Source organism: Zoogloea sp. (assembly GCF_041911615.1).
Lineage (GTDB): Bacteria > Pseudomonadota > Gammaproteobacteria > Burkholderiales > Rhodocyclaceae > Zoogloea.
Window position 1 is genome coordinate 52,092 of the sequence record NZ_JAYROR010000002.1, and the last position, 19,857, is coordinate 71,948.

Sequence of the window (19,857 nt, forward strand, 5' to 3'; positions counted from 1 at the left end):
AAGGAGTAGTTATGGCGACCGATCGCCCCATCCTCCTCGTTGAGGACAACCCCGACGACGAGGCTCTCACGCTCCGGGCATTCAGCAAGAACAAGATTGCGAATCAGGTCGTCGTCGCACGGGACGGCGTGGAAGCGCTGGACTATCTTTTCTGTACCGGCCAGTACTCATCCCGCGACGGCTCGGTGATGCCGGCCTTTGTCCTGCTCGACCTCAAACTGCCGCGCATCGACGGGCTCGAGGTACTGCGTCGGATCCGCGCCGACGAACGCACGGCCCTCCTCCCGGTGGTCGTCCTGACCACCTCGAAGGAACACCAGGACATCTTCGAAGCCTACCGGCTCGGTGCCAACAGCTACATCCGCAAGCCGGTGGATTTCGAGCGTTTCCTGCAGGCCGTGGGCCAGCTCGGGCTGTACTGGCTGTCGCTGAACGAACCATCCGATCCGACGGCCCGTTGAATCGGGGCGTCGGCTACAGGAGGGCCTCGATGTCGCTCGCCAGCTCGGCGGGCGATGTCGTCGGGGCATAGCGCCCGACTGGAATGCCGGTCTTGTCCACCAGAAACTTGGTGAAGTTCCACTTGATTGCCGTGGTGCCCAGCACGCCGGGCACGGCTTCACGCAGATACCGGAACAAGGGATGGGCGGTGGCCCCGTTCACAACCACCTTTTCGGTGAGCAGGAAATTCACGCCGTAGTTGCGGGTGCAAAAACCCGCGATGATTGCCTCTCCCTCGGGCTCCTGTGCGCCAAATTGGTTGCACGGACAGCCGATGACGACCAGCCCGCGGCTGCCGTAGGTCTCGTGGAGCGCCTGCAGGCCAGCGTATTGCGGCGTAAAGCCGCAACGGCTGGCGGTATTCACGATCAGCACGACCCGCCCGGCGAAGTCCGCCAGACGAATCGTCTCGCCGCCGATGCCCCGCACCGTGAAGGCGTGGATCCCCTCCGGCGCCGTCACGCTCACGCCACCTCGTCGATCCAGGCCTGCTGGATGGCTTCGAGGATGCGCTCACCGCAGTGCTTCGGATCGTCGTCGAACTCGGGTAGCGCCATCACCCAGCTCATCAGGTCAACAAAGTTGACCTTTTCCGGATTCACGTCGGGACGGGTTTCCGACAGCTGGATGGCGATTTCCTGAACCTCGGTCCATTTCATCAGTGCTTGCCCTCCCGGGCCATGTTGATCGAGTACTTGGGAATCTCGACGGTGAGCGGCGTGGAACCCACCACCGCCTGACACGAAAGCCGCGAAGTGGGCTCCAGGCCCCAGGCCTTGTCGAGTAGGTCTTCCTCGAGCTCCTCGGCCGGCTCGAGGCTGTTGAAACCGTCGCGCACGACGACGTGGCAGGTGGTGCAGGCACAGGATTTCTCGCAGGCATGCTCGATCTCGATGCCGTTGGCGAGCAAGGTGTCGCAGATCGTCTGGCCGGGCTCGGCCTCGAGCACGGCGCCTTCGGGGCACAGCTCCACGTGGGGGAGCACAATCAAGGTAGTCATGTTTCGGTTCAAATCCGCAGTTCGTCGATCTTGTGGCCGGCCAGCGCCTCGCGAATGCTCTTGTCCATGCGGCGGGACGCGAACTCGTTCGAGGCGCGGTTGAAGGCTTCCAGCTGGAGCTTGATGGCGCGAACGTCGTCGCCGGCCGCAGCGGTGCGCAGCGCAGCGATGGCGGCGTCGAGCGCGGCACGCTCGCCGGCGTCGAGCAGATTGCCGTCGCTGGCAAGGGCCTTCTCGGTAGCCTCGATCACGCGGGACGCCTCGACCTGCTGCTCCTTCAGCCCGCGCAGTTCCATGTCGAACTGGGCGTGCTCGAAACCCGCCTTGAGCATGTCGGCGATCTCGTCGTCGGCCAGCCCATACGATGGCTTGACCGCGACGCTGGCCTCGACGCCGGTGGTCTGCTCCCGCGCGGTAACCGACAGCAGGCCGTCGGCATCTACCTGGAACGTGACGCGGATGCGCGCCGCGCCGGCAACCATCGGGGGAATGCCACGCAGTTCGAAACGCGCCAGCGAACGGCAGTCGGCCACGAGCTCGCGCTCGCCCTGCACCACATGGAAGGACATGGCCGTCTGGCCGTCCTTGAAGGTGGTGAAATCCTGGGCGCGGGCGGTCGGGATCGTCGAGTTGCGGGGAATGATCTTCTCGACCAGCCCGCCCATCGTCTCGATGCCGAGGGAGAGCGGAATCACGTCGAGGAGCAGCCACTCGTCGTCGCTGGTCCGGTTGCCGGCGAGCACGTTGGCCTGCATCGCCGCACCGACCGCCACGACGGTATCCGGGTCGAGGTTGGTCAGCGGCGTCTGGCCGAAAAACTCGCCGACGGCCTTCTGGACGTGGGGCATCCGCGTGGCGCCGCCAACCATCACCACACCCTTGACGTCGGCGGGGTCGAGGTTGGCATCGCGCAGCGCCTTGCGGAGCGGACGCAGGGTCTTGTCCACCAGCGGGCGGGTGATGTCCACGAAAACCTGGCGCGCCACGACGAGATCCACCTCGTCGCCGCTGTCCAGCGTCATGCGGACCGGTACCGACTCGTCCAGGGTCAGGCGCTCCTTGACCTCGCGGGCCTTCATTAGCAGGCGGCGGGCGTCGCGGTCGGACGGCAGCGAGATGCCGGCGTTGTCGAGAATCCAGCAGAACAGACGGTGATCGAAGTCGTCGCCACCGAGGGCGGCGTCGCCGCTGGTGGCCACCACCTCGAACACCCCGCGCGACAGGCGCAGGATCGAGATGTCGAAGGTCCCCCCACCCAGGTCGTACACCGCGTAGACGCCCTCGGCGGCGTTTTCGAGGCCGTAGGCGATCGCCGCCGCGGTGGGCTCGTTGAGCAGACGCAGCACGTTGAGGCCGGCCAGGCGCGCGGCGTCCTTGGTCGCCTGACGCTGGGCGTCGTCGAAATATGCCGGCACGGTGATGACCGCACCGGTCAGCTCGCCGCCCAAGCTGCGCTCGGCGCGCACGCGCAGCGCCTTCAGAATCTCGGCGGAGATCTCGACGGGGCTCTTGACGCCCTGCACCGTACGCAGACGGACCATGCCGGCGGTGTCGACGAAATCGTAGGGCATCGTCTCCACGTGGGCCACGTCCTTGAGGCCGCGCCCCATGAAACGCTTGACCGAGACGATGGTGTTGCGCGGATCGACCGCCTGAGTCGCCATCGCCTTGCGCCCGACGACGATCTGGCCGTCCGGCAGATAGTGCACGACGGACGGCAGCAGCATCTTGCCGTCCTCATCCTGAAGACATTGAGGCACGCCGTTGCGCACCGTCGCCACCAGGGAATTGGTCGTCCCGAGATCGATGCCCACCGCCAGCCGATGCTGGTGCGGCGCGGTGGACATGCCCGGTTCGGAAATTTGCAGCAGAGCCATCAGGATTCCAGCGCCGTCAAGGCGTCGTTGATTTCGTGTTGCAGCTTTTCGAGGAACTTGAGGCGCCGCACGGTATCCGCCGCGCCTTCGAGATCGTTGCTGACGTCGAGCTGCTCGCCCAGCCGGCCGACCAGCTCACGGGTGCTCTGGCGGATGCGGCGGGAGAGGTCGTCGAGCACATCCTCGTCGGCGGCGTCCTTCGCCTCACCGAGCGCCTCGCGCCATTCCATCTGTTCCATCAGGAACTCGGCGGACATGGCGGTGTTGGTGTCAAAGGCCGGATCGACGCCGCGCAATTCAAGCAGGTAATGCCCGCGCGTCAACGGGTTCTTGAGGGTCCGGAAGGCCTCGTTGGCGTGGGTCGCCCACTGCATCGACTGCCGCTTCTCGGTGTCGGTGGCGTGGGCGAAGCGGTCTGGGTGAACCCTGCCCTGGATGTCCAGGTAAGCCTGCTCCAGCCGCTCCACGTCGATGTCGAACGCCGGCACCAGGCCGAACAAGGCGAAGTAATCCTGCTTCAGGTCGAGCATCTGACAGCCATGCTCAGACGGTGAAGCTCTCGCCGCAGCCGCACTGATCCTTGACGTTCGGATTGTTGAACTTGAAACCCTCGTTCAGCCCCTCACGCACGAAGTCCAACTCGGTCCCGTCCATGTAGGGCAGGCTCTTGGGATCGATCAGCACCTTCAGGCCGTGACTCTCGAAGACCACGTCCTCCGGCAGCACCTCGTCGGCAAACTCGAGCTTGTAGGCCATCCCGGAACAACCCGACGTGCGAACGCCAAGACGAATGCCGACCCCCTTGCCACGCTTGGCAATGAAGTTATCGATGTGCTTTGCAGCCTTGTCGGACAGGGTTACTGCCATGATCGCGTTCCTTTCAGCCGTTGTGCTTCTTCTTGTAGTCCTCGACAGCCGCCTTGATGGCGTCCTCGGCCAGGATCGAGCAGTGAATCTTGACCGGCGGCAGGGCCAGCTCTTCGGCAATCGCGGTGTTCTTGATGTCCAGCGCCTGATCGAGCGTCTTGCCCTTCACCCATTCGGTGACGAGCGAACTGGAAGCGATCGCCGAGCCGCAGCCGTAGGTCTTGAACTTGGCGTCCTCGATGACGCCGTCCTTGCCGACCTTGATCTGCAGCTTCATCACGTCGCCGCAGGCCGGCGCGCCGACCATACCGGTGCCCACCCCGTCTTCTTCCTTGCCGAAGGCGCCGACGTTGCGGGGATTTTCGTAGTGGTCCAGGACCTTTTCACTGTATGCCATTTTGCTCTCCTGTCAGTGCGCTGCCCACTGCACCGTATCGAGGTCGATGCCTTCCTTGAACATGTCCCACAGGGGCGACAGTTCGCGGAGCTTTCCGACCTTGCGCTGCAGCAAGTCGATTGTATAGTCGATTTCCTCGTCCGTCGTGAAGCGGCCGATGGTGAAGCGGATGGAACTGTGCGCCAGCTCGTCGTTGCGGCCCAGGGCGCGCAACACGTACGACGGCTCCAGGCTCGCCGAGGTGCAGGCCGAGCCGCTCGACACCGCCACGTCCTTGATCGCCATGATCAGCGACTCGCCTTCGACGTAGGCGAAGCTGATGTTCAGGTTGTGGGGCACGCGGTGGGTCATGTCGCCATTCACGAAGCTCTGCTCGATGGCGGTGAGGCCCTTGAGCAGGCGATCGCGCAAGGCACCGATACGCTTGTTCTCTTCGGCCATCTCGAGGCGGGCCAGGCGGAACGCCTCGCCCATGCCGACGATCTGGTGCGTGGCCAGGGTGCCGGAGCGCAGGCCACGTTCGTGACCGCCGCCGTGCATCTGCGCCTCGAGGCGGATGCGGGGCTTGCGACGTACGTACAGTGCGCCGATACCTTTCGGGCCATAAGTCTTGTGGGCCGAGAACGACATCAGGTCGACCTTCAGCTTCGCGAGATCGATCTCGACCTTGCCGGTGGCCTGCGCCGCATCCACGTGAAAGACGATGCCCTTCTCGCGGCACAGCTCGCCGATCTCGGCGATCGGCTGGACCACACCGATCTCGTTATTCACGAACATCACCGAGATCACGGTGGTATCCGGGCGGATCGCCGCCTTCAGCGCATCCAGGTCGATCAAGCCGTCTTCCTTGACATCGAGGTAGGTGGCTTCGAAGCCCTGACGCTCCAGCTCACGCACGGTGTCGAGCACGGCCTTGTGCTCGGTCTTCACGGTGATGAGGTGCTTGCCCTTGCCGGCGTAGAAGTGCGCGGCCCCCTTGATCGCCAGGTTGTTGGACTCGGTGGCGCCGGAGGTCCAGATGATTTCCTTCGGATCGGCGCCCACCAACGCGGCGACTTCCTCACGGGCCTCCTCGACGGCCTTCTCCGCCGTCCAGCCGTAGGCGTGGCTGCGGGAAGCGGGGTTGCCGAACAGCTCGGTCAGGTAGGGGATCATCTTCTCCGCGACGCGGGGATCCACCGGCGTGGTGGCCGAGTAATCGAGGTAGATCGGAAACTTGATCATCTTCATCTTCTCCGTACTGCAAAAATTTAAGCCGTTCAGAAACTTAGACCGCCATCGCGGTCAGCGTTCGGAGGCTGGCGAGGTTTTCGCCGAGCGCCTTCAAAAATCCGTCCACGTCCTGCGTGGTGTTACCGACGCCGAAGCTCACCCGCACCGCCGAGCGGGCCAGCCCCGCCTCGACGCCCATCGCCACGAGCGTGTGGGACGGCTCCGGATTGGCGCTGGAACAGGCCGAGCCACTCGCCACCGCAAATCCGGCACGATCCAGCTTGCCCACCAGCGTCTCGCCGTCGATTCCTTCGATGGCAAAGAAAACGGTGTTGGCGAGCCGCGGCGCGTCCGCAGAAAAAATCCGCGCACCGAGTTGCGCGAGACCGGCCTCACACCGGCCCTGCAGCACCGCCAAATGCGCCGAGCGCGCGTCGAGATCGCGGGTCGCCAGCTCGCAGGCCTTGCCGAAACCGACAATCGCCATCACGTTTTCGGTGCCGGAACGCAGATTGCGCTCTTGCCCACCGCCCGCCACCAGCGGCGCGAGTTCGACCCGCTTATCCACCACCAGCGCACCGGCGCCGAGCGGCCCCTGAATCTTGTGGGACGACACGGTCAGCCCATGCACGCCGAGGGCGCGAAAATCCACTTTCATCTTGCCGAGCGCCTGCACGGCGTCGCAGTGCATCCAGCCACCCTGCGCCCGTACTGCGGCGGCCAGTGCCGGCACGTCCTGAAGCACGCCGGTCTCGTTGTTGGCGAGCATCGTCGACACCAGCCTGGGCCGCTTCGCCAGCACCGCCTCGAAAGCCGACGCATCAACGCGCCCGCTCCCATCCACCGCGATTTCGTCGAGCTGCCAGCCCTGCCGCACCAGTTGCCGCGCCGGCTCGCGCACGCACGGATGCTCGATGGCACTGACCGCGATGCAACCAGGCTTGAGCAGCGCGGCGGCGCCCTTGATGAACAGGTTGTTTGCCTCCGAACCGCCGCTGGTGAAGATCACCTCGGTAGGATGCGCACCCACCGCGGCCGCCACCTGGGCGCGCGCCTCGTCGATCGCCTTGCGCGCCGCCCGGCCGTATTCGTGCCGGCTCGAGGCGTTGCCGAAGCGCACGCCGAGCCACGGCAGCATGGCCTCTCGCACCGCCGGATCGAGCGGCGTGGTGGCGTTGTGGTCGAGGTAGACCGGGGTGAACATCGTGCGCTCCCGGCGCCTCAGGCAGTTGCCGGCAAGGCGCCGCTGCCTTTGCTGCAGCCGCTCGCCGGACGGCCGTCGTGGAGCACCGAGACCTGAGCGGCCTTGGCCCGCTGCTGCTCGACGAGATTGGCCAGGGTCACCGAATGCAGGTATTCGTACATGCGGCGATTCAGGTTGGTCCACAGCTCGTGCGTCATGCAGCGGTGCTCGTCCTTGCAGTTTTCCTTGCCGCCACAGGACGTGGCGTCGAGTGGCTCGTCCACCGCGGCGATGATGTCCGCCACGGTGATCGCCGCCATGTCGCGGGCCAGCGCATAACCGCCGCCGGGGCCCCGCACGCTGCTGACCAGCTCGAAACGCCGCAGCTTGCCGAACAACTGCTCGAGATAGGAGAGGGAGATCTTTTGCCGATCCGCAATGCCCGCCAGCGTCACCGGACCGTCGCTGCAGCGCAGCGCCAGATCAATCATTGCCGTCACGGCAAAACGACCTTTGGTAGTCAGTCTCATTTGGGCTCCTGGGGGCAGGCGGAAAATAGTTGAATGTTTCAGTCAAGATTACCAAACCCGACAAAAACGATCAACTATTTTCCTGCCGCACTCCGCGCAAGCCCGTCAATCGACCATCCTGCCCAACCCTTGCGGATCGAAAGCGTCCTCGGACTTGGCGGCCGCATCGACGCAGATGCCCGCCTCGGTCAATTTATCGAGCAGCACACGGATGCGCCGGTCGGTCTCGACCGCGTGATCGAGCAAGCCGTGCAGCGCCTTGGAAACGGGATCGTCCATGTCGCGGGTGACGCCGTAGGCGGTGAAGCCCATCTGCTCGGCCTTCGCCTCCCGGGCGCGGGCAGCCTCGTCCTTGCCCGCCTCGATGATCCGCGCCGGATTGCCCACCGCGGTAGCCCCCGCCGGCACCGGCTTGACCACCACCGCGTTGGAACCGACCTTGGCGCCGTCGCCCACCTCGAAGCCACCGAGCACCTTGGCGCCGGCCCCGATCACCACGCCACGGCCGAGCGTCGGATGGCGCTTGGTGCCGCGATAAAGCGAAGTGCCGCCGAGCGTCACACCCTGGTAGATCGTGCAATCGTCGCCCACCTCGGCCGTTTCCCCGATCACCACGCCCATTCCGTGGTCGATGAACACGCGCCGGCCAATCGTGGCACCGGGATGGATCTCGATGCCGGTGAGCATTCGTCCCACATGGCTCGTGAAGCGCCCGACCCAGCGAAATCCGTTCGTCCACGCCACATGGGCAAGACGATGCAGCCACAGGGCGTGCATCCCCGGGTAACAGGTCAGCACTTCCCAGCGGGAACGGGCGGCCGGATCGCGTTCGAGGACATTGGCGACATCCTCGCGCAGACGACTGAACATGAAATCAAACTCCGAAATGATTCGCGCTGTTTTCCGCGGCGCCGACCGGGAGAGCCGGAACGGCGACGTGATTTTAATTTCCGACTATTTTAGTCTACCTCTTCTCGAAGGCGCTCAACATGCCACGAAGTATGTTGATTTCGTCCTTCTCGAGCCGGATTCGTCCGAACAGCCGGCGCAGGCGCGGCCACAAGCGCTTGGAGTTGCTGGGATCGAAGAAGCCGCTGGCTGTGATCGCCCGATCGAGATGGCTGAAAAAACCTTCGATCTGCTCGAAGGTGGCCGGCTCGAACTCGACGGCCGGCGCCGCGGACGGATCGAGGGCCGCCATGCGCAACTCGTAGCACAGCACCTGCACCGCCGCGCCCAGGTTGAGCGACGAATACGTCTCGCTGACCGGAATCTTCACCGGCATGTGGCAGAGCGCCACGTCCTCGTTCGACAAGCCGACGGTCTCGTTGCCGAAGACCAGCGCCACATCGCCGAAGGCCGCGCGCCCCAACAGATCGCCGGCGGCCTCCCGCGCCCATTTCATCGGCACGGACAACTCGCGGCGCCGGGCGGTGAGCGCCGCAGCGAAGACCGTGCCCTCGAGCGCCTCGGATAGGCTGCCCACCACCCGCGCGTTGGCCAGGATGTCGTCGGCACCGGCGGCCCGCGTGGTCGCGACGGGATCGGGAAAGGCGTGGGGACTCACGAGCACCAACTGCGACAGGCCCATGGTCTTCATGGCCCTGGCCGCAGCACCGATATTGCCGGGATGACTCGTACGGGAAAGGACAACACGCACGCGCTCAAGCGCGCCATCGTGGTTCATATTAAAATGTGGGGTTTCCGAATTAGTGTCGACCTGTGGGCGATTCATGCCCGGGCCGGCACACCTTGCCAGACACCCATGCATCCCACTCTGAACATTGCCATCAAGGCCGCGCGCCGCGCCGCCAACGTCATCAACCGGGCGTCCAACGACGTGGAACTCCTGCGCGTTGAATCCAAGTCGCCCAACGACTTCGTCACGGAAGTCGACCGAGCGGCCGAAGAAGCCATCATCCAGGTGCTTCGCGATGCCTATCCGAGCCACGCCATTTTAGCAGAAGAGTCCGGCGAGACCGGCCCGGAGGCCGATACCGAATACCAGTGGATCATCGATCCGCTCGACGGCACCACCAATTTCATCCACGGTTTTCCCCAGTACGCGATCTCCATCGCCCTCGCCCGCCGCGGCGTGGTCGAGCAGGCGGTGGTCTATGACCCGAACCGCAACGAGATGTTCACCGCTTCGAAAGGGGCCGGCGCCTTTCTCAACGATCGTCGCATCCGCGTCTCGAAGCGCCTCCGCCTGCAGGACGCACTGGTCGGCACCGGCTTCCCGTATCGCCAGTTCGGCAATGTGGACACCTACCTCGGCATCTTTAAAGAACTCACCCAGAAGACCGCCGGCCTGCGCCGCCCCGGCGCCGCGTCGCTCGATCTGGCCTACGTCGCCGCCGGTCGTCTCGACGGATTCTGGGAGTTCGGCCTGTCCCCGTGGGACATGGCGGCCGGCAGCCTCCTGATCAGCGAAGCCGGCGGCCTGGTGAGCGATCTCGCCGGCGAGTCGGCCTATCTCACCACCGGCAACATCGTCGCCGCCACGCCCAAGGTCTTTCCGCAGCTCATGCAGATCGTCCAAGGCCACTGCGCCGACAAAATCCCGGCCTGATTCCGATGCGCGCCATCGCCCTCCTCCGCACCGCGCTGATCGGCCTGCTGCTCGTCACGCCTTCGGTTTTTGCCGGAACGGTGCTGGTGTGGGGCGACAGCCTCTCTGCAGGCTATGGCCTGCGTCCCCACCAGGCCTGGCCGGCGCTGCTCGAAAAACGCATCGCCGATGCCAAGCTTCCCCACAAGGTGGTCAATGCCAGCATCAGCGGCGAGACCACCGCGGGAGGACGGGCCCGTCTGCCCGCCGCCCTGCAGCTTCACCACCCGAGCCTCGTCATCATCGAGCTTGGCGCCAACGATGGCCTGCGCGGTCTGCCGGTGCCAGCGATGAACGACAACCTCCAGGCCATGATCGACGCCAGCCGCGAGGCCGGCGCCAAGGTGCTCCTCGTTGGCATGCGGATGCCGCCCAACTATGGCCCCGACTACACCCGGCGCTTCGAGAAGACTTACCGCGATCTCGCACGTGCCAACAAGCTACGCCTCGTGCCTTTCATGATGGAAGGCTTCGCCGACAAGCGCAGCTACTTCCAGGCCGACGGCATCCATCCTATCGCGGATGCCCAGCCGCTGATCCTCGACTCGATCTGGCGCGAACTCAAACCGCTGCTGCGCTGACCCGCCGCTCACGCGCGACGTCAGTTCGCGAGCGGAAGCCGCAAGGACGGGTTATGCCCCTTGACTGCGCAGATGCGCTGGATCACGGCCGGCTTCGGATCGGACACCTCGCCCTGCTCGTAGGCCAGCACGGTGCACGCATCGGCCACCCGCTCGAACAGCTCGTGCGAACGCAGCAGAAAATCCGGATTACTCGGCTTGCCGAAACGTTCATTTCCGACCATGAAGGTCTCGTAGATCAACACACCCCCGTGATTGAGCGCGGTCAGTAACAGGGGCAGGCGGGGTCGAAAGAGATAATTGGTCACGACGATCGCATCGAAGTGGCGCCCCGCATAAGGCCACGCCCCCTCCTCCAGATCGGCTTCACGAGTGGACAGATGCGGCACGCCGACCAGCAGCTCGAGCGCGACCGCATCCCGATCCACCGCCTCGACACGGAAGCCACGGCTTGCCAGCCAGCGGGCATGACGGCCACTTCCGCACGCAAAATCCAGCACTTCGCCGCCAGCAGCGATCAGCGGAGCAAAACGGGTCACCCACGGCGAGGGGGTCAAGGAACCAGTGTGGCGCAGCATGGGCAATCGACCTCCCGGATCGAAATTCGTTTGTCACCATTCTGTCAGATGAACGGCCGTCGCGGCAGTTCCCGCTCATCTCTTCACAAACCGTCGCCCAAAACAAAATCGGGCGCCGCAGCGCCCGATTTTGCAAACGATCGAGTCGAGATTACTCGGCCTTTTCGTTCAGCAGCGCCTTCATCGACAGACGCACACGACCCTTCTCGTCGGTCTCGAGCACCTTGACGCGCACGACCTGACCTTCCTTGAGGTAGTCGGACACGGCATTGACGCGCTCGTTGGCGATCTGGGAAACGTGCAGCAGGCCATCGCGACCCGGCAGGATGTTGATGATCGCGCCGAAATCGAGAATGCGAACGACCGGGCCTTCGTAGACCTTGCCCACTTCCACCTCAGCGGTAATCTCCTCGATGCGCTTCTTGGCAACCTGAGCACCCTCGGCGCTGACGGACGAGATCGTCACGTTGCCGTCGTCGGTGATCTCGATGATGGTGCCGGTTTCCTCCTGCAGGCCACGGATCACCGCACCGCCCTTGCCGATCACGTCGCGAATCTTCTCGGGGTTGATCTTCAGGGTGATCATGCGCGGCGCGAAGTTGGACACTTCACCACGGGCGCCGCCAAGGGCCTCCTTCATCAGGCCCAGGATGTGCATGCGACCTTCCTTGGCCTGAGCCAGGGCAACCTGCATGATCTCCTTGGTGATACCGAGGATCTTAATGTCCATCTGCAGCGCGGTCACACCCGTCTCGGTGCCCGCCACCTTGAAGTCCATGTCGCCCAGGTGATCTTCGTCGCCCAGAATGTCGGTCAGCACCGCAAAACGGCCGCCGTCCTTGATCAGGCCCATCGCAATGCCCGCTACCGGCGCGGACAGCGGAACACCCGCGTCCATCATAGCCAGGGAGCCGCCACAGACCGATGCCATCGAGCTGGAACCGTTGGACTCGGTGATCTCGGACACCACACGGACGGTGTAGCTGAAATCTTCCTTGCTCGGCAGCACGCCAGCCAGCGCACGCTTGGCAAGACGACCATGACCAATCTCGCGGCGCTTCGGCGAGCCGAAACGACCGCACTCGCCGGTCGAGAACGGCGGGAAGTTGTAGTGCAGCATGAAGCGCTCGCGGTATTCGCCGGCAACCGCGTCGATGATCTGCTCGTCGCGGCCGGTGCCGAGGGTGGTCACCACCAGGGCCTGGGTCTCGCCACGGGTGAACAGCGCAGAACCGTGGGTGCGCGGCAGCACGCCGACACGGATGTCGATCGGGCGGACGGTGCGGGTATCACGGCCGTCGATGCGCGGCTCGCCGGAAAGGATGCGACCACGCACGACCTTCGATTCCAGATCGAAGATGATGTTGTTCACGGTGTTGTTGTCGTACTCGCGACCTTCGGCCACCAGGGCCGCATGCACTTCGTCGCCAATGGCCGACAACTGCTGCGAGCGCGCCTGCTTGGCGGTGATGCGGAAGGCTTCCTCGATCTTGGCCGCGGCCAGTTCGGTCACGCGGGCGATCAGGGCCTCGTCCTTGGCGGGTGCCTGCCATTCCCATTCGGGCTTGCCGGCCAGGTCGACCAGTTCGTTGATCGCGGTGATCGCGGCCTGCATCTGGGTGTGGCCGAACACCACGCCGCCCAGCATCACGTCTTCCGGCAGCTCGAGGGCTTCCGACTCGACCATCAGCACCGCGGTTTCGGTGCCGGCGACGACCAGATTCATCTTGCTGGTCTGCAGCTGGGTGGCCGTCGGGTTGAGGATGTACGCGCCGTTGTCGTAGCCGACGCGACAGGCACCGATCGGGCCCGCGAACGGAATGCCGGCAATCGCCAGCGCGGCGGAAGCGCCGATCATCGCCGGAATGTCGGCGTCGACTTCCGGGTTCAGGGAGACGGCCTGGACGATGACCTGGACTTCGTTGTAGAAACCGTCCGGGAAGAGCGGGCGGATCGGGCGGTCGATCAGGCGGGAAGTGAGGGTTTCCTTTTCAGTCGGACGACCCTCACGCTTGAAGAAGCCGCCCGGGATGCGGCCCGCGGCGTAGAACTTCTCGACGTAATCGACGGTGAGCGGGAAGAAATCCTGGCCCGGCTTGGCATTCTTGGCGGCCACCACGGTCGCTAGCACCACGGTGTCGTCCATCGAGACGAGCACGGCGCCATGGGCCTGACGGGCGATCTCGCCGGTTTCCATGGTGACGGTGTGGGAGCCGTAGGTAAAACTCTTCTTGATTGCGGTAGGCAAGGGATGTCCTTTCATTCAATCGGCAGGCGGCAAACCACAACCGCACGCGTAGCCGAGGTAAAAGCGCCTTTTTCTCTGGCGCACAGATGCGACAAAGCCGGCGAAGCCACGCGGACTTACACCGGCTGTGCCCATGATCAAACCTGCGCGAATCGCAGGGTCGTCACGTTCGGTAATGCAGCTACTTCTATCCGCTTACTTGCGCAGGCCAAGGCGGCTGATCAGCTCACGGTAGCTGTCGACATTCTTGCGCTTCAGGTAGTCGAGGAGCTTGCGACGCTGGCTGACCATCATCAGGAGGCCGCGGCGGGAGTGGTGGTCCTTGACGTTAGCCTTAAAGTGGCCGGTCAGATCGTTGATGCGGGCGGTAAGCAGAGCGACTTGCACTTCCGGAGAACCGGTGTCGCCCTTGGCGCGCTGGTAGTCACCAACGATTTGCGCTTTTTGTTCAGTGGAGATTGCCATTGTTTAACTCGGTTAGTTATAGCCTTGCGAAGCGCGCGATTATATCAATCCCGCGCGGGATTGCTCAAGACATTTCATTGATTGCCGGTCGCCATCAGGCGAATCGGCACCAGTTTCGCCTGCCCGTCGGCACTGCCGACGCCAAGAAAACGCTCGCCTTCGTACACCCGGAACAGCGAGCCCGCGTCCCCGCCAACCCCCTGGGCAGACTGCCCATGAGTAAAAGCACGCGCCTGCTCGGCATCCAGACCGCATGTGGGCAGATGGGCCAGCAAGGCCTCGACCGGCGCCAGACAGGCATCGCGCGCTTCAGCCTCCATCGCCTCGAAATCCCCGAGCGTCACCGTACCCGCGAGATCGAAGGGTCCGATGCGGGTGCGGCGCAAAGCCGTCAGATGCGCACCGCACCCGAGCATGGCGCCCAGATCGGACGCCAGCGTCCGAACGTAGGTTCCTTTGCTGCACGCCACGCGGATCTGAAGGCTGTCGCCCTCCCGGCCCAGGCATTCAAGGCTGTGGATCGTGACGCGACGCGGCTCGCGGGGAATCTCTACGCCCTCGCGGGCATACTCGTACAAAGCCTTGCCGTGATGCTTGAGCGCCGAATACATCGGTGGCACCTGTTCGATGTCGCCCCTCAAGCGAGCAACGGCCGCCTCGATGGCTTCGTCACTCGCGTCAACAGGGCAGCGCGCAAGCACCTCGCCTTCGGCATCCGCGGTCGTGGTGGTGACACCGAGCAGGACGGTCGCATCGTAGGCCTTGTCGGCATCGAGCAGCGTCTGGGAAAACTTGGTCGCCTCGCCGAAGGTCAGCGGCAGCAGACCACTCGCCATAGGATCAAGGGTACCGGTGTGGCCGCCCTTGGCGGCGTTCAGCAGCCAGCGCGCCTTCTGCAGCGCATTATTGGAGCTGATACCCACCGGCTTGTCGAGAAACAGCACGCCACTGACGGCGCGGCGCGGGGGGTTGCGACGCTGGGGAGGCTTGGCCAAACGGGAATTTCCTGGAAGGACGCCGCAAACGCGGCGTCCGAGGGATCAACGGGATTCGCCCGGGGACGAGGTACGCGCTTCGGACGCATCGTCGTCACCCGCCTCTTCGGCATAGTGCCGGTCGGACTCGACCGCCTTGTCGATCAGGGCCGAGATCCGATTGCCGGTTTCCACCGACGGGTCGTAGACGAAATGCAACTCGGGCAGCGTATGGATGCGCACCCGACGCCCCAATTCACGACGCAAGAAGCTGCTGGCACGACGCAGACCCCGTTGGATTTCCTCGAGCCCCTCCTGACCCTTCATTGAGGTGAAGAACACCTTCGCATGGGCGTAGTCGGGAGTGAGCTCGACATCGGTCAACGTGACGAAACCGACGCGCGGGTCCTTCAACTCGAGCCGGATCAGTTCGGCCAGTTCGCGGCGGATTTGCTCCGCCACGCGCTGGCCACGGGAAAACTCCTTCGGCATGATTTACAACGTCCGCGCGACTTCCTGGATCTCGAACACTTCGAGCTGGTCGCCTTCGACCAGATCGTTGAAGTTCTTGACCTGCAGGCCGCACTCGTAGCCGAACTTGACTTCCTTGACGTCGTCCTTGAAGCGCTTGAGCGATTCGAGTTCGCCCGAGTGAATGACCACGTGATTGCGCAGGACGCGGACCAGCGCATTGCGCTTGACCAGACCTTCGAGCACGTAGCAGCCGGCAATCGTCCCCACCTTGGAAATGGTGAACACCTGACGGACCTCCACCATGCCGAGCACCTGTTCGCGCTTCTCGGGCGCGAGCATGCCGGACAGCGCGCTCTTCACCTCATCGACGGCGTCGTAGATGATGTTGTAGTAACGGATATCCACGCCGAAGGTCTCGGCCAGCTTGCGGGCATTGGCATCGGCACGGATGTTAAAGCCAATGATGACCGCGCCGGACGCTTGCGCCAGGTTGACGTCCGATTCGCTGATCGCGCCGACGCCACCGTGAATGACCTGCACGCGCACCTCGTCGTTGGAGAGCTTGACGAGCGAATGCGCCAGCGCTTCTTGCGAACCCTGCACGTCCGCCTTGATGATCAACGGCAGGGTCTTCACCTCGCCCTCGCCCATCTGCTCGAACATGCTTTCCAGCTTGGCGGCCTGCTGCTTGGCGAGCTTCACGTCGCGGAACTTGCCCTGACGGAACAGGGCAATTTCACGCGCCTTGCGCTCGTCGGCCAGGGCCACGACCTCGTCGCCGGCGCCCGGCACGTCGGCCAGACCGAGGATCTCGACCGGAATCGACGGACCCGCCTCCTCGATGGGCTTGCCGTTCTCGTCGAGCATCGCCCGGACGCGACCGAAGGTCGCACCGGCCAGCACCACGTCGCCACGCTTGAGCGTGCCGGACTGCACCAGCAGGGTCGCAACCGGACCACGCCCCTTGTCGAGACGCGCTTCGATGATCAGCCCCTTTGCCATGCTTTCACGGGGCGCGGTCAGCTCGAGCACTTCTGCCTGCAGCAGGATGCCTTCGAGCAGGTCATCGATGCCCTGGCCGGTCTTGGCGGACACTTCGATGAACATCGTGTCGCCACCGTAGGCTTCAGGCACGACACCCTCGGCGATCAGTTCCTGGCGAACACGCTCGGGGTTGGCGCCCGGCTTGTCGATCTTGTTCACCGCCACGATCAGGGGCACTTCGGCCGCCTTGGCGTGGTGGATGGCTTCCTTGGTCTGAGGCATGACGCCGTCGTCGGCTGCAACCACCAGCACGACCAAGTCGGTCGCCTTGGCGCCGCGGGCACGCATGGCGGTAAATGCCTCGTGACCCGGGGTGTCCAGGAAGGTCACCATGCCACGCTCCGTTTCCACGTGGTACGCGCCGATGTGCTGGGTGATGCCACCCGCTTCGCCGGCAGCAACCTTGGCGCGACGGATATAGTCCAACAGCGAAGTCTTGCCGTGGTCGACGTGACCCATGACCGTGACGACCGGCGCACGCGGCTCCAGCGGCACATCCTTGTGCTCGACGTTTTCCTCGAGGAAGGCATCCGGATCGTCCAGCTTGGCGGCGAGCGCCTTGTGGCCCATTTCCTCGACGACGATCATCGCGGTGTCCTGATCGAGCACCTGGTTGATCGTCACCATGGAGCCCATCTTCATCAGCGTCTTGATGACCTCAATGGCCTTGACGGACATCTTGTGGGCCAGATCGGCGACGGAGATGGTTTCCGGCACGTGCACTTCACGCACGATCGGCTCGGTCGGGGCGATGAAGGCCGGAGTATCCTGCTGACGACCGCCGTTGCGACCACCGCCGCGACCGCCTCCACGCCAGCCACCAGCACCGCCGGTGGTGTCGCCGCGAGTCTTGATGCCGCCGCGACGCTTGGCGTTGTCGGCCGCGGTATCCTTGCCGACGACTTTCTTGACATCCTTGCGGCCACCCTTGTCTTCGGTCTTGGCGGGCTTGTGCAGCGTCCCCGTCTTGGGTGCGGCCTCAGCCTCGGTCTTGACCTTCTCGGCTGCGGCGAGACGCTGCTTTTCCTCTTCGGCACGCTGCAACATGGCAGCACGGGCACGGGCTTCGCGCTCCTGCTTTTCCTTCAGGTCGGCCGCCTGGCGGGCAAGCAGCTCGGCATGACGCTGCGCCTCGCGCTCTCGCGTAGCCTTTTCTTCGGCGCTCAGGATCGAACCCGCCACGACACGACGTACCGGCGCAGCAGGACGCGCTTCGGCCTTGGGCGCGGACGCCACCGGAGCGGGCTCAGGTGCCGGCTCGGGCTTGGGTTCCGGCTTGACCTCGACGGCCGCGGGTGCTGGCTCGGGTTCGGGAACAGGCTCCGGTTCGGGTTCGGGTGCCGGGGCCGGAGTCGCCTCGACGACCGGTTCCGGCACGACCACCGGTTCGGGTGCAACGACGGGCGCCTCGACAACCGCTTCGACCTGCACTTCGGGTGCGGCGGCCACTTCGACCGGGGCCTCGACGGGCACGTCCAGCACTTCGGACGCGGCTGCGGGCACCAGCTCGGGCGTCGCGGAGTCGTCGCGTTTGACGAAGGTGCGCTTCTTGCGCACCTCGACCTGCACCGTGCGGGCACGGCCAGTGGCGTCCGTGGCGCGAATCTCGCTAGTCTGCTTACGCGTCAGCGTGATCTTCGACTTAGCGGCCGTATCGCCATGGGCGCGGCGCAGGAAATCGAGGAGGCGGGTCTTGTCCTGCTCGGAAAGCAGGTCGGACTCACGCACCTTGTCAACGCCGGCCTTCTGCAACTGCTCGAGCAACACGGAGGCCGGCATCTTCAGCTCGCCGGCAAATTGTGTAACGGTCATCTGTCCCATCTTGAACCTCCGGGTATTACTCGAACCAGTGCGCGCGCGCCTTGGTGATCAAATTCTTGGCCCGCTCTTCGTCCAGCCCCGACATTTCCATCAGTTCATCAACCGCGAGATCAGCCAGTTCGTCGCGGGTATGCACGCCGCCCTGAGCCAGTTTGGCGGCCAGGGGCTTGTCCATGCCTTCGAGGCCCAAGAGGTCCTCGGTGACGTTTTCCAGTTGTTCTTCGGTCACGATGGCTTCGGTAAGGAGCACGTTGCGGGCGCGGTTGCGCAGCTCGTTTACCGTTTCTTCGTCGAAGGATTCGATTTCCAACATTTCCGCCAGCGGCACGTAGGCGATTTCCTCGAGCGACGAGAAACCCTCGTCGATCAGGATGTCGGCCACTTCCTCGTCCACATCCAGCCTGGAGATGAACAGCTGACGCACCGTGCTGTGTTCGGCTTCGGACTTGCGCTCCGACTCCGCTTCGGTCATCAGGTTGATGGTCCAGCCGGTGAGCTCGGAGGCCAGCTTGACGTTCTGGCCGTTACGGCCGATGGCGATCGCCAGGTTGTTCTCGTCCACCACCACGTCCATCGCGTGGGCTTCCTCGTCGACTACGATCGACGACACCTCGGCCGGCTGCAGGGCGCCGATGACGAACTGGGCCGGCTCGGGCGACCACAGCACGATGTCGATGTTCTCGCCACCGATCTCGTTGCGCACCGCGGTGACGCGAGAGCCGCGCAGACCGACGCAGGTGCCGATCGGATCGATGCGTGGGTCATTGGACTTCACACCGATCTTGGCGCGCAGACCGGGATCGCGGGCACAGGCCTTGATCTCGAGCAGGCCGTCGTCGATCTCCGGCACTTCGAGTTCAAACAGGCGCATGACGAATTCCGGCGCAGTGCGCGACAGGATCAGCTGCGGACCGCGGGCACCGCGATCGATGCGCAGCAGGTAAGCCTTGACCCGGTCGCCGACGCGCAGGTTTTCCTTCGGAATCATCTGATCGCGCGGCAGCACCGCCTCGAGACGACCGACCTCGATGATCGCATTGCCCCGCTCCATGCGCTTGATGCTGCCGGAGATGATGTATTCCTTGCGCTCCAGGAAGTCATTGAGGATCTGCTCGCGCTCGGCGTCACGGACTTTCTGCAGGATCACCTGCTTGGCGGCCTGGGCACCGATCCGACCGAAATCGATCGGTTCGAGCCCTTCTTCAACGTAGTCGCCGACCTGGATGTCGGGATATTCCTCGCGGGCATCGATCAGCCCCATCTGGGCCTCGTCGTTCTCGACGTCCTGATCGGGTAGCACCTGCCAGCGACGGAAGGATTCGTAATCGCCGGTTTCCCGGTCGATGGCGACGCGCACATCGGCGTCGTCGTTGATGCGCTTCTTGGTGGCCTGGGCCAGCGCGGACTCAAGCGCCGAAAAGACGATCTCCTTGGACACGTTCTTCTCGCGGGCCAACGCATCGACCAACAGCAAAATTTCGCGGCTCATACCTG

The 19,857-nt window shown here is 64.3% G+C and carries 22 protein-coding genes; 3 read left to right on the forward strand and 19 right to left on the reverse strand.

Translation table 11 applies throughout. The features are described 5' to 3' along the window. Positions 1-11: 11 nt before the first annotated feature. Positions 12-461 (forward strand): response regulator, encoded by a 450-nt coding sequence (locus ACE3P2_RS00600; protein WP_374259680.1) that lies wholly within the window; start codon positions 12-14, stop codon positions 459-461. Between the two features lie 13 nt (positions 462-474). Here ACE3P2_RS00600 and ACE3P2_RS00605 read toward each other — a convergent pair whose 3' ends face one another. The 12 genes from ACE3P2_RS00605 to ACE3P2_RS00660 form a co-directional block, all read right to left on the reverse strand. Beyond that, positions 475-963: a glutathione peroxidase gene (locus ACE3P2_RS00605; RefSeq protein WP_374259805.1), complete on the reverse strand. Its 489-nt coding sequence runs from the start codon at positions 961-963 to the stop codon at positions 475-477. 2 nt (positions 964-965) lie between these two features. After that, positions 966-1,160 (reverse strand): Fe-S cluster assembly protein IscX, encoded by a 195-nt coding sequence (iscX, locus tag ACE3P2_RS00610; protein WP_374259682.1) that lies wholly within the window; start codon positions 1,158-1,160, stop codon positions 966-968. Continuing rightward, positions 1,160-1,501, reverse strand: coding sequence for an ISC system 2Fe-2S type ferredoxin (gene fdx / locus ACE3P2_RS00615; protein ID WP_374259684.1), 342 nt, complete (start codon positions 1,499-1,501; stop codon positions 1,160-1,162). The genes iscX and fdx overlap by 1 nt, the downstream gene beginning before the upstream one ends. Positions 1,502-1,509: 8 nt before the next feature. After that, complete coding sequence (gene hscA, locus ACE3P2_RS00620; RefSeq protein ID WP_374259686.1) at positions 1,510-3,378, reverse strand: Fe-S protein assembly chaperone HscA; 1,869 nt, start codon at positions 3,376-3,378, stop codon at positions 1,510-1,512. Continuing rightward, a complete protein-coding gene (hscB, locus tag ACE3P2_RS00625) occupies positions 3,378-3,908 on the reverse strand; it encodes a Fe-S protein assembly co-chaperone HscB (protein WP_374259688.1) in 531 nt (176 codons plus the stop codon). Before hscB ends, hscA begins: the two co-directional genes overlap by 1 nt. A 13-nt stretch (positions 3,909-3,921) precedes the next feature. Then, on the reverse strand, positions 3,922-4,245 hold the full coding sequence (gene iscA, locus ACE3P2_RS00630; RefSeq protein WP_374259690.1) for an iron-sulfur cluster assembly protein IscA: 324 nt from the start codon (positions 4,243-4,245) through the stop codon (positions 3,922-3,924). Between the two features lie 13 nt (positions 4,246-4,258). Next, positions 4,259-4,642, reverse strand: a complete 384-nt coding sequence (iscU, locus tag ACE3P2_RS00635) for a Fe-S cluster assembly scaffold IscU (RefSeq protein ID WP_374259692.1) — start codon at positions 4,640-4,642, stop codon at positions 4,259-4,261. Positions 4,643-4,654: 12 nt separating this feature from the next. Beyond that, entirely contained in the window at positions 4,655-5,863 is a 1,209-nt protein-coding gene (locus ACE3P2_RS00640) for an IscS subfamily cysteine desulfurase (RefSeq protein WP_374259807.1), read from the reverse strand. A gap of 46 nt (positions 5,864-5,909) precedes the next feature. After that, complete coding sequence (locus tag ACE3P2_RS00645; protein WP_374259694.1) at positions 5,910-7,058, reverse strand: cysteine desulfurase family protein; 1,149 nt, start codon at positions 7,056-7,058, stop codon at positions 5,910-5,912. Between the two features lie 17 nt (positions 7,059-7,075). After that, positions 7,076-7,567 carry a Fe-S cluster assembly transcriptional regulator IscR gene (gene iscR, locus ACE3P2_RS00650; protein WP_374259696.1) on the reverse strand — a complete coding sequence of 164 codons (492 nt, stop codon included), beginning with the start codon at positions 7,565-7,567 and terminating at the stop codon, positions 7,076-7,078. A 105-nt stretch (positions 7,568-7,672) separates the two neighbouring features. Further along, entirely contained in the window at positions 7,673-8,437 is a 765-nt protein-coding gene (gene cysE, locus ACE3P2_RS00655; RefSeq protein WP_374259698.1) for a serine O-acetyltransferase, read from the reverse strand. 94 nt (positions 8,438-8,531) lie between these two features. After that, a complete protein-coding gene (locus ACE3P2_RS00660) occupies positions 8,532-9,254 on the reverse strand; it encodes an RNA methyltransferase (RefSeq protein WP_374259700.1) in 723 nt (240 codons plus the stop codon). Positions 9,255-9,332: 78 nt separating this feature from the next. On the opposite strand from ACE3P2_RS00660, the gene ACE3P2_RS00665 reads away from it, so the two are divergent. Both ACE3P2_RS00665 and ACE3P2_RS00670 read left to right on the forward strand, forming a co-directional pair. Further along, on the forward strand, positions 9,333-10,139 hold the full coding sequence (locus tag ACE3P2_RS00665) for an inositol monophosphatase family protein (protein WP_374259702.1): 807 nt from the start codon (positions 9,333-9,335) through the stop codon (positions 10,137-10,139). A 5-nt stretch (positions 10,140-10,144) separates the two neighbouring features. Next, positions 10,145-10,759 carry an arylesterase gene (locus tag ACE3P2_RS00670; RefSeq protein WP_374259704.1) on the forward strand — a complete coding sequence of 205 codons (615 nt, stop codon included), beginning with the start codon at positions 10,145-10,147 and terminating at the stop codon, positions 10,757-10,759. A 20-nt stretch (positions 10,760-10,779) separates the two neighbouring features. Here the strand turns inward: ACE3P2_RS00670 and ACE3P2_RS00675 are convergent, their stop codons facing one another. The 7 genes from ACE3P2_RS00675 to nusA form a co-directional block, all read right to left on the reverse strand. Further along, a complete protein-coding gene (locus ACE3P2_RS00675; protein ID WP_374259706.1) occupies positions 10,780-11,337 on the reverse strand; it encodes a class I SAM-dependent methyltransferase in 558 nt (185 codons plus the stop codon). Positions 11,338-11,488: 151 nt separating this feature from the next. Then, positions 11,489-13,534, reverse strand: coding sequence for a polyribonucleotide nucleotidyltransferase (pnp, locus tag ACE3P2_RS00680; RefSeq protein ID WP_374259809.1), 2,046 nt, complete (start codon positions 13,532-13,534; stop codon positions 11,489-11,491). A gap of 246 nt (positions 13,535-13,780) precedes the next feature. After that, on the reverse strand, positions 13,781-14,050 hold the full coding sequence (gene rpsO / locus ACE3P2_RS00685; protein WP_153160264.1) for a 30S ribosomal protein S15: 270 nt from the start codon (positions 14,048-14,050) through the stop codon (positions 13,781-13,783). 74 nt (positions 14,051-14,124) lie between these two features. Then, a complete protein-coding gene (truB, locus tag ACE3P2_RS00690) occupies positions 14,125-15,045 on the reverse strand; it encodes a tRNA pseudouridine(55) synthase TruB (RefSeq protein ID WP_374259708.1) in 921 nt (306 codons plus the stop codon). A gap of 45 nt (positions 15,046-15,090) precedes the next feature. Further along, positions 15,091-15,516 carry a 30S ribosome-binding factor RbfA gene (gene rbfA, locus ACE3P2_RS00695; RefSeq protein ID WP_374259710.1) on the reverse strand — a complete coding sequence of 142 codons (426 nt, stop codon included), beginning with the start codon at positions 15,514-15,516 and terminating at the stop codon, positions 15,091-15,093. Between the two features lie 3 nt (positions 15,517-15,519). Continuing rightward, a complete protein-coding gene (gene infB, locus ACE3P2_RS00700; RefSeq protein ID WP_374259713.1) occupies positions 15,520-18,363 on the reverse strand; it encodes a translation initiation factor IF-2 in 2,844 nt (947 codons plus the stop codon). A 16-nt stretch (positions 18,364-18,379) separates the two neighbouring features. Continuing rightward, entirely contained in the window at positions 18,380-19,852 is a 1,473-nt protein-coding gene (gene nusA / locus ACE3P2_RS00705) for a transcription termination factor NusA (RefSeq protein ID WP_374259715.1), read from the reverse strand. Positions 19,853-19,857 lie beyond the last annotated feature (5 nt).

Excerpts from the sequence above, each read along its gene's own strand:
- ACE3P2_RS00660 (WP_374259700.1), bottom strand. The coding sequence starts at position 9,254 with ATGAACCACGATGGCGCGCTTGAGCGCGTGCGTGTTGTCCTTTCCCGT.
- iscA (WP_374259690.1), bottom strand. The coding sequence starts at position 4,245 with ATGGCAGTAACCCTGTCCGACAAGGCTGCAAAGCACATCGATAACTTC.
- rpsO (WP_153160264.1), bottom strand. The coding sequence starts at position 14,050 with ATGGCAATCTCCACTGAACAAAAAGCGCAAATCGTTGGTGACTACCAG.
- cysE (WP_374259698.1), bottom strand. The coding sequence starts at position 8,437 with ATGTTCAGTCGTCTGCGCGAGGATGTCGCCAATGTCCTCGAACGCGAT.
- fdx (WP_374259684.1), bottom strand. The coding sequence starts at position 1,501 with ATGACTACCTTGATTGTGCTCCCCCACGTGGAGCTGTGCCCCGAAGGC.
- ACE3P2_RS00665 (WP_374259702.1), top strand. The coding sequence starts at position 9,333 with ATGCATCCCACTCTGAACATTGCCATCAAGGCCGCGCGCCGCGCCGCC.
- hscB (WP_374259688.1), bottom strand. The coding sequence starts at position 3,908 with ATGCTCGACCTGAAGCAGGATTACTTCGCCTTGTTCGGCCTGGTGCCG.
- ACE3P2_RS00645 (WP_374259694.1), bottom strand. The coding sequence starts at position 7,058 with ATGTTCACCCCGGTCTACCTCGACCACAACGCCACCACGCCGCTCGAT.
- ACE3P2_RS00670 (WP_374259704.1), top strand. The coding sequence starts at position 10,145 with ATGCGCGCCATCGCCCTCCTCCGCACCGCGCTGATCGGCCTGCTGCTC.
- ACE3P2_RS00675 (WP_374259706.1), bottom strand. The coding sequence starts at position 11,337 with ATGCTGCGCCACACTGGTTCCTTGACCCCCTCGCCGTGGGTGACCCGT.
- ACE3P2_RS00600 (WP_374259680.1), top strand. The coding sequence starts at position 12 with ATGGCGACCGATCGCCCCATCCTCCTCGTTGAGGACAACCCCGACGAC.
- infB (WP_374259713.1), bottom strand. The coding sequence starts at position 18,363 with ATGGGACAGATGACCGTTACACAATTTGCCGGCGAGCTGAAGATGCCG.
- iscU (WP_374259692.1), bottom strand. The coding sequence starts at position 4,642 with ATGGCATACAGTGAAAAGGTCCTGGACCACTACGAAAATCCCCGCAAC.
- iscX (WP_374259682.1), bottom strand. The coding sequence starts at position 1,160 with ATGAAATGGACCGAGGTTCAGGAAATCGCCATCCAGCTGTCGGAAACC.
- pnp (WP_374259809.1), bottom strand. The coding sequence starts at position 13,534 with ATGGAAACCGGCGAGATCGCCCGTCAGGCCCATGGCGCCGTGCTCGTC.
- iscR (WP_374259696.1), bottom strand. The coding sequence starts at position 7,567 with ATGAGACTGACTACCAAAGGTCGTTTTGCCGTGACGGCAATGATTGAT.
- nusA (WP_374259715.1), bottom strand. The coding sequence starts at position 19,852 with ATGAGCCGCGAAATTTTGCTGTTGGTCGATGCGTTGGCCCGCGAGAAG.
- hscA (WP_374259686.1), bottom strand. The coding sequence starts at position 3,378 with ATGGCTCTGCTGCAAATTTCCGAACCGGGCATGTCCACCGCGCCGCAC.
- rbfA (WP_374259710.1), bottom strand. The coding sequence starts at position 15,516 with ATGCCGAAGGAGTTTTCCCGTGGCCAGCGCGTGGCGGAGCAAATCCGC.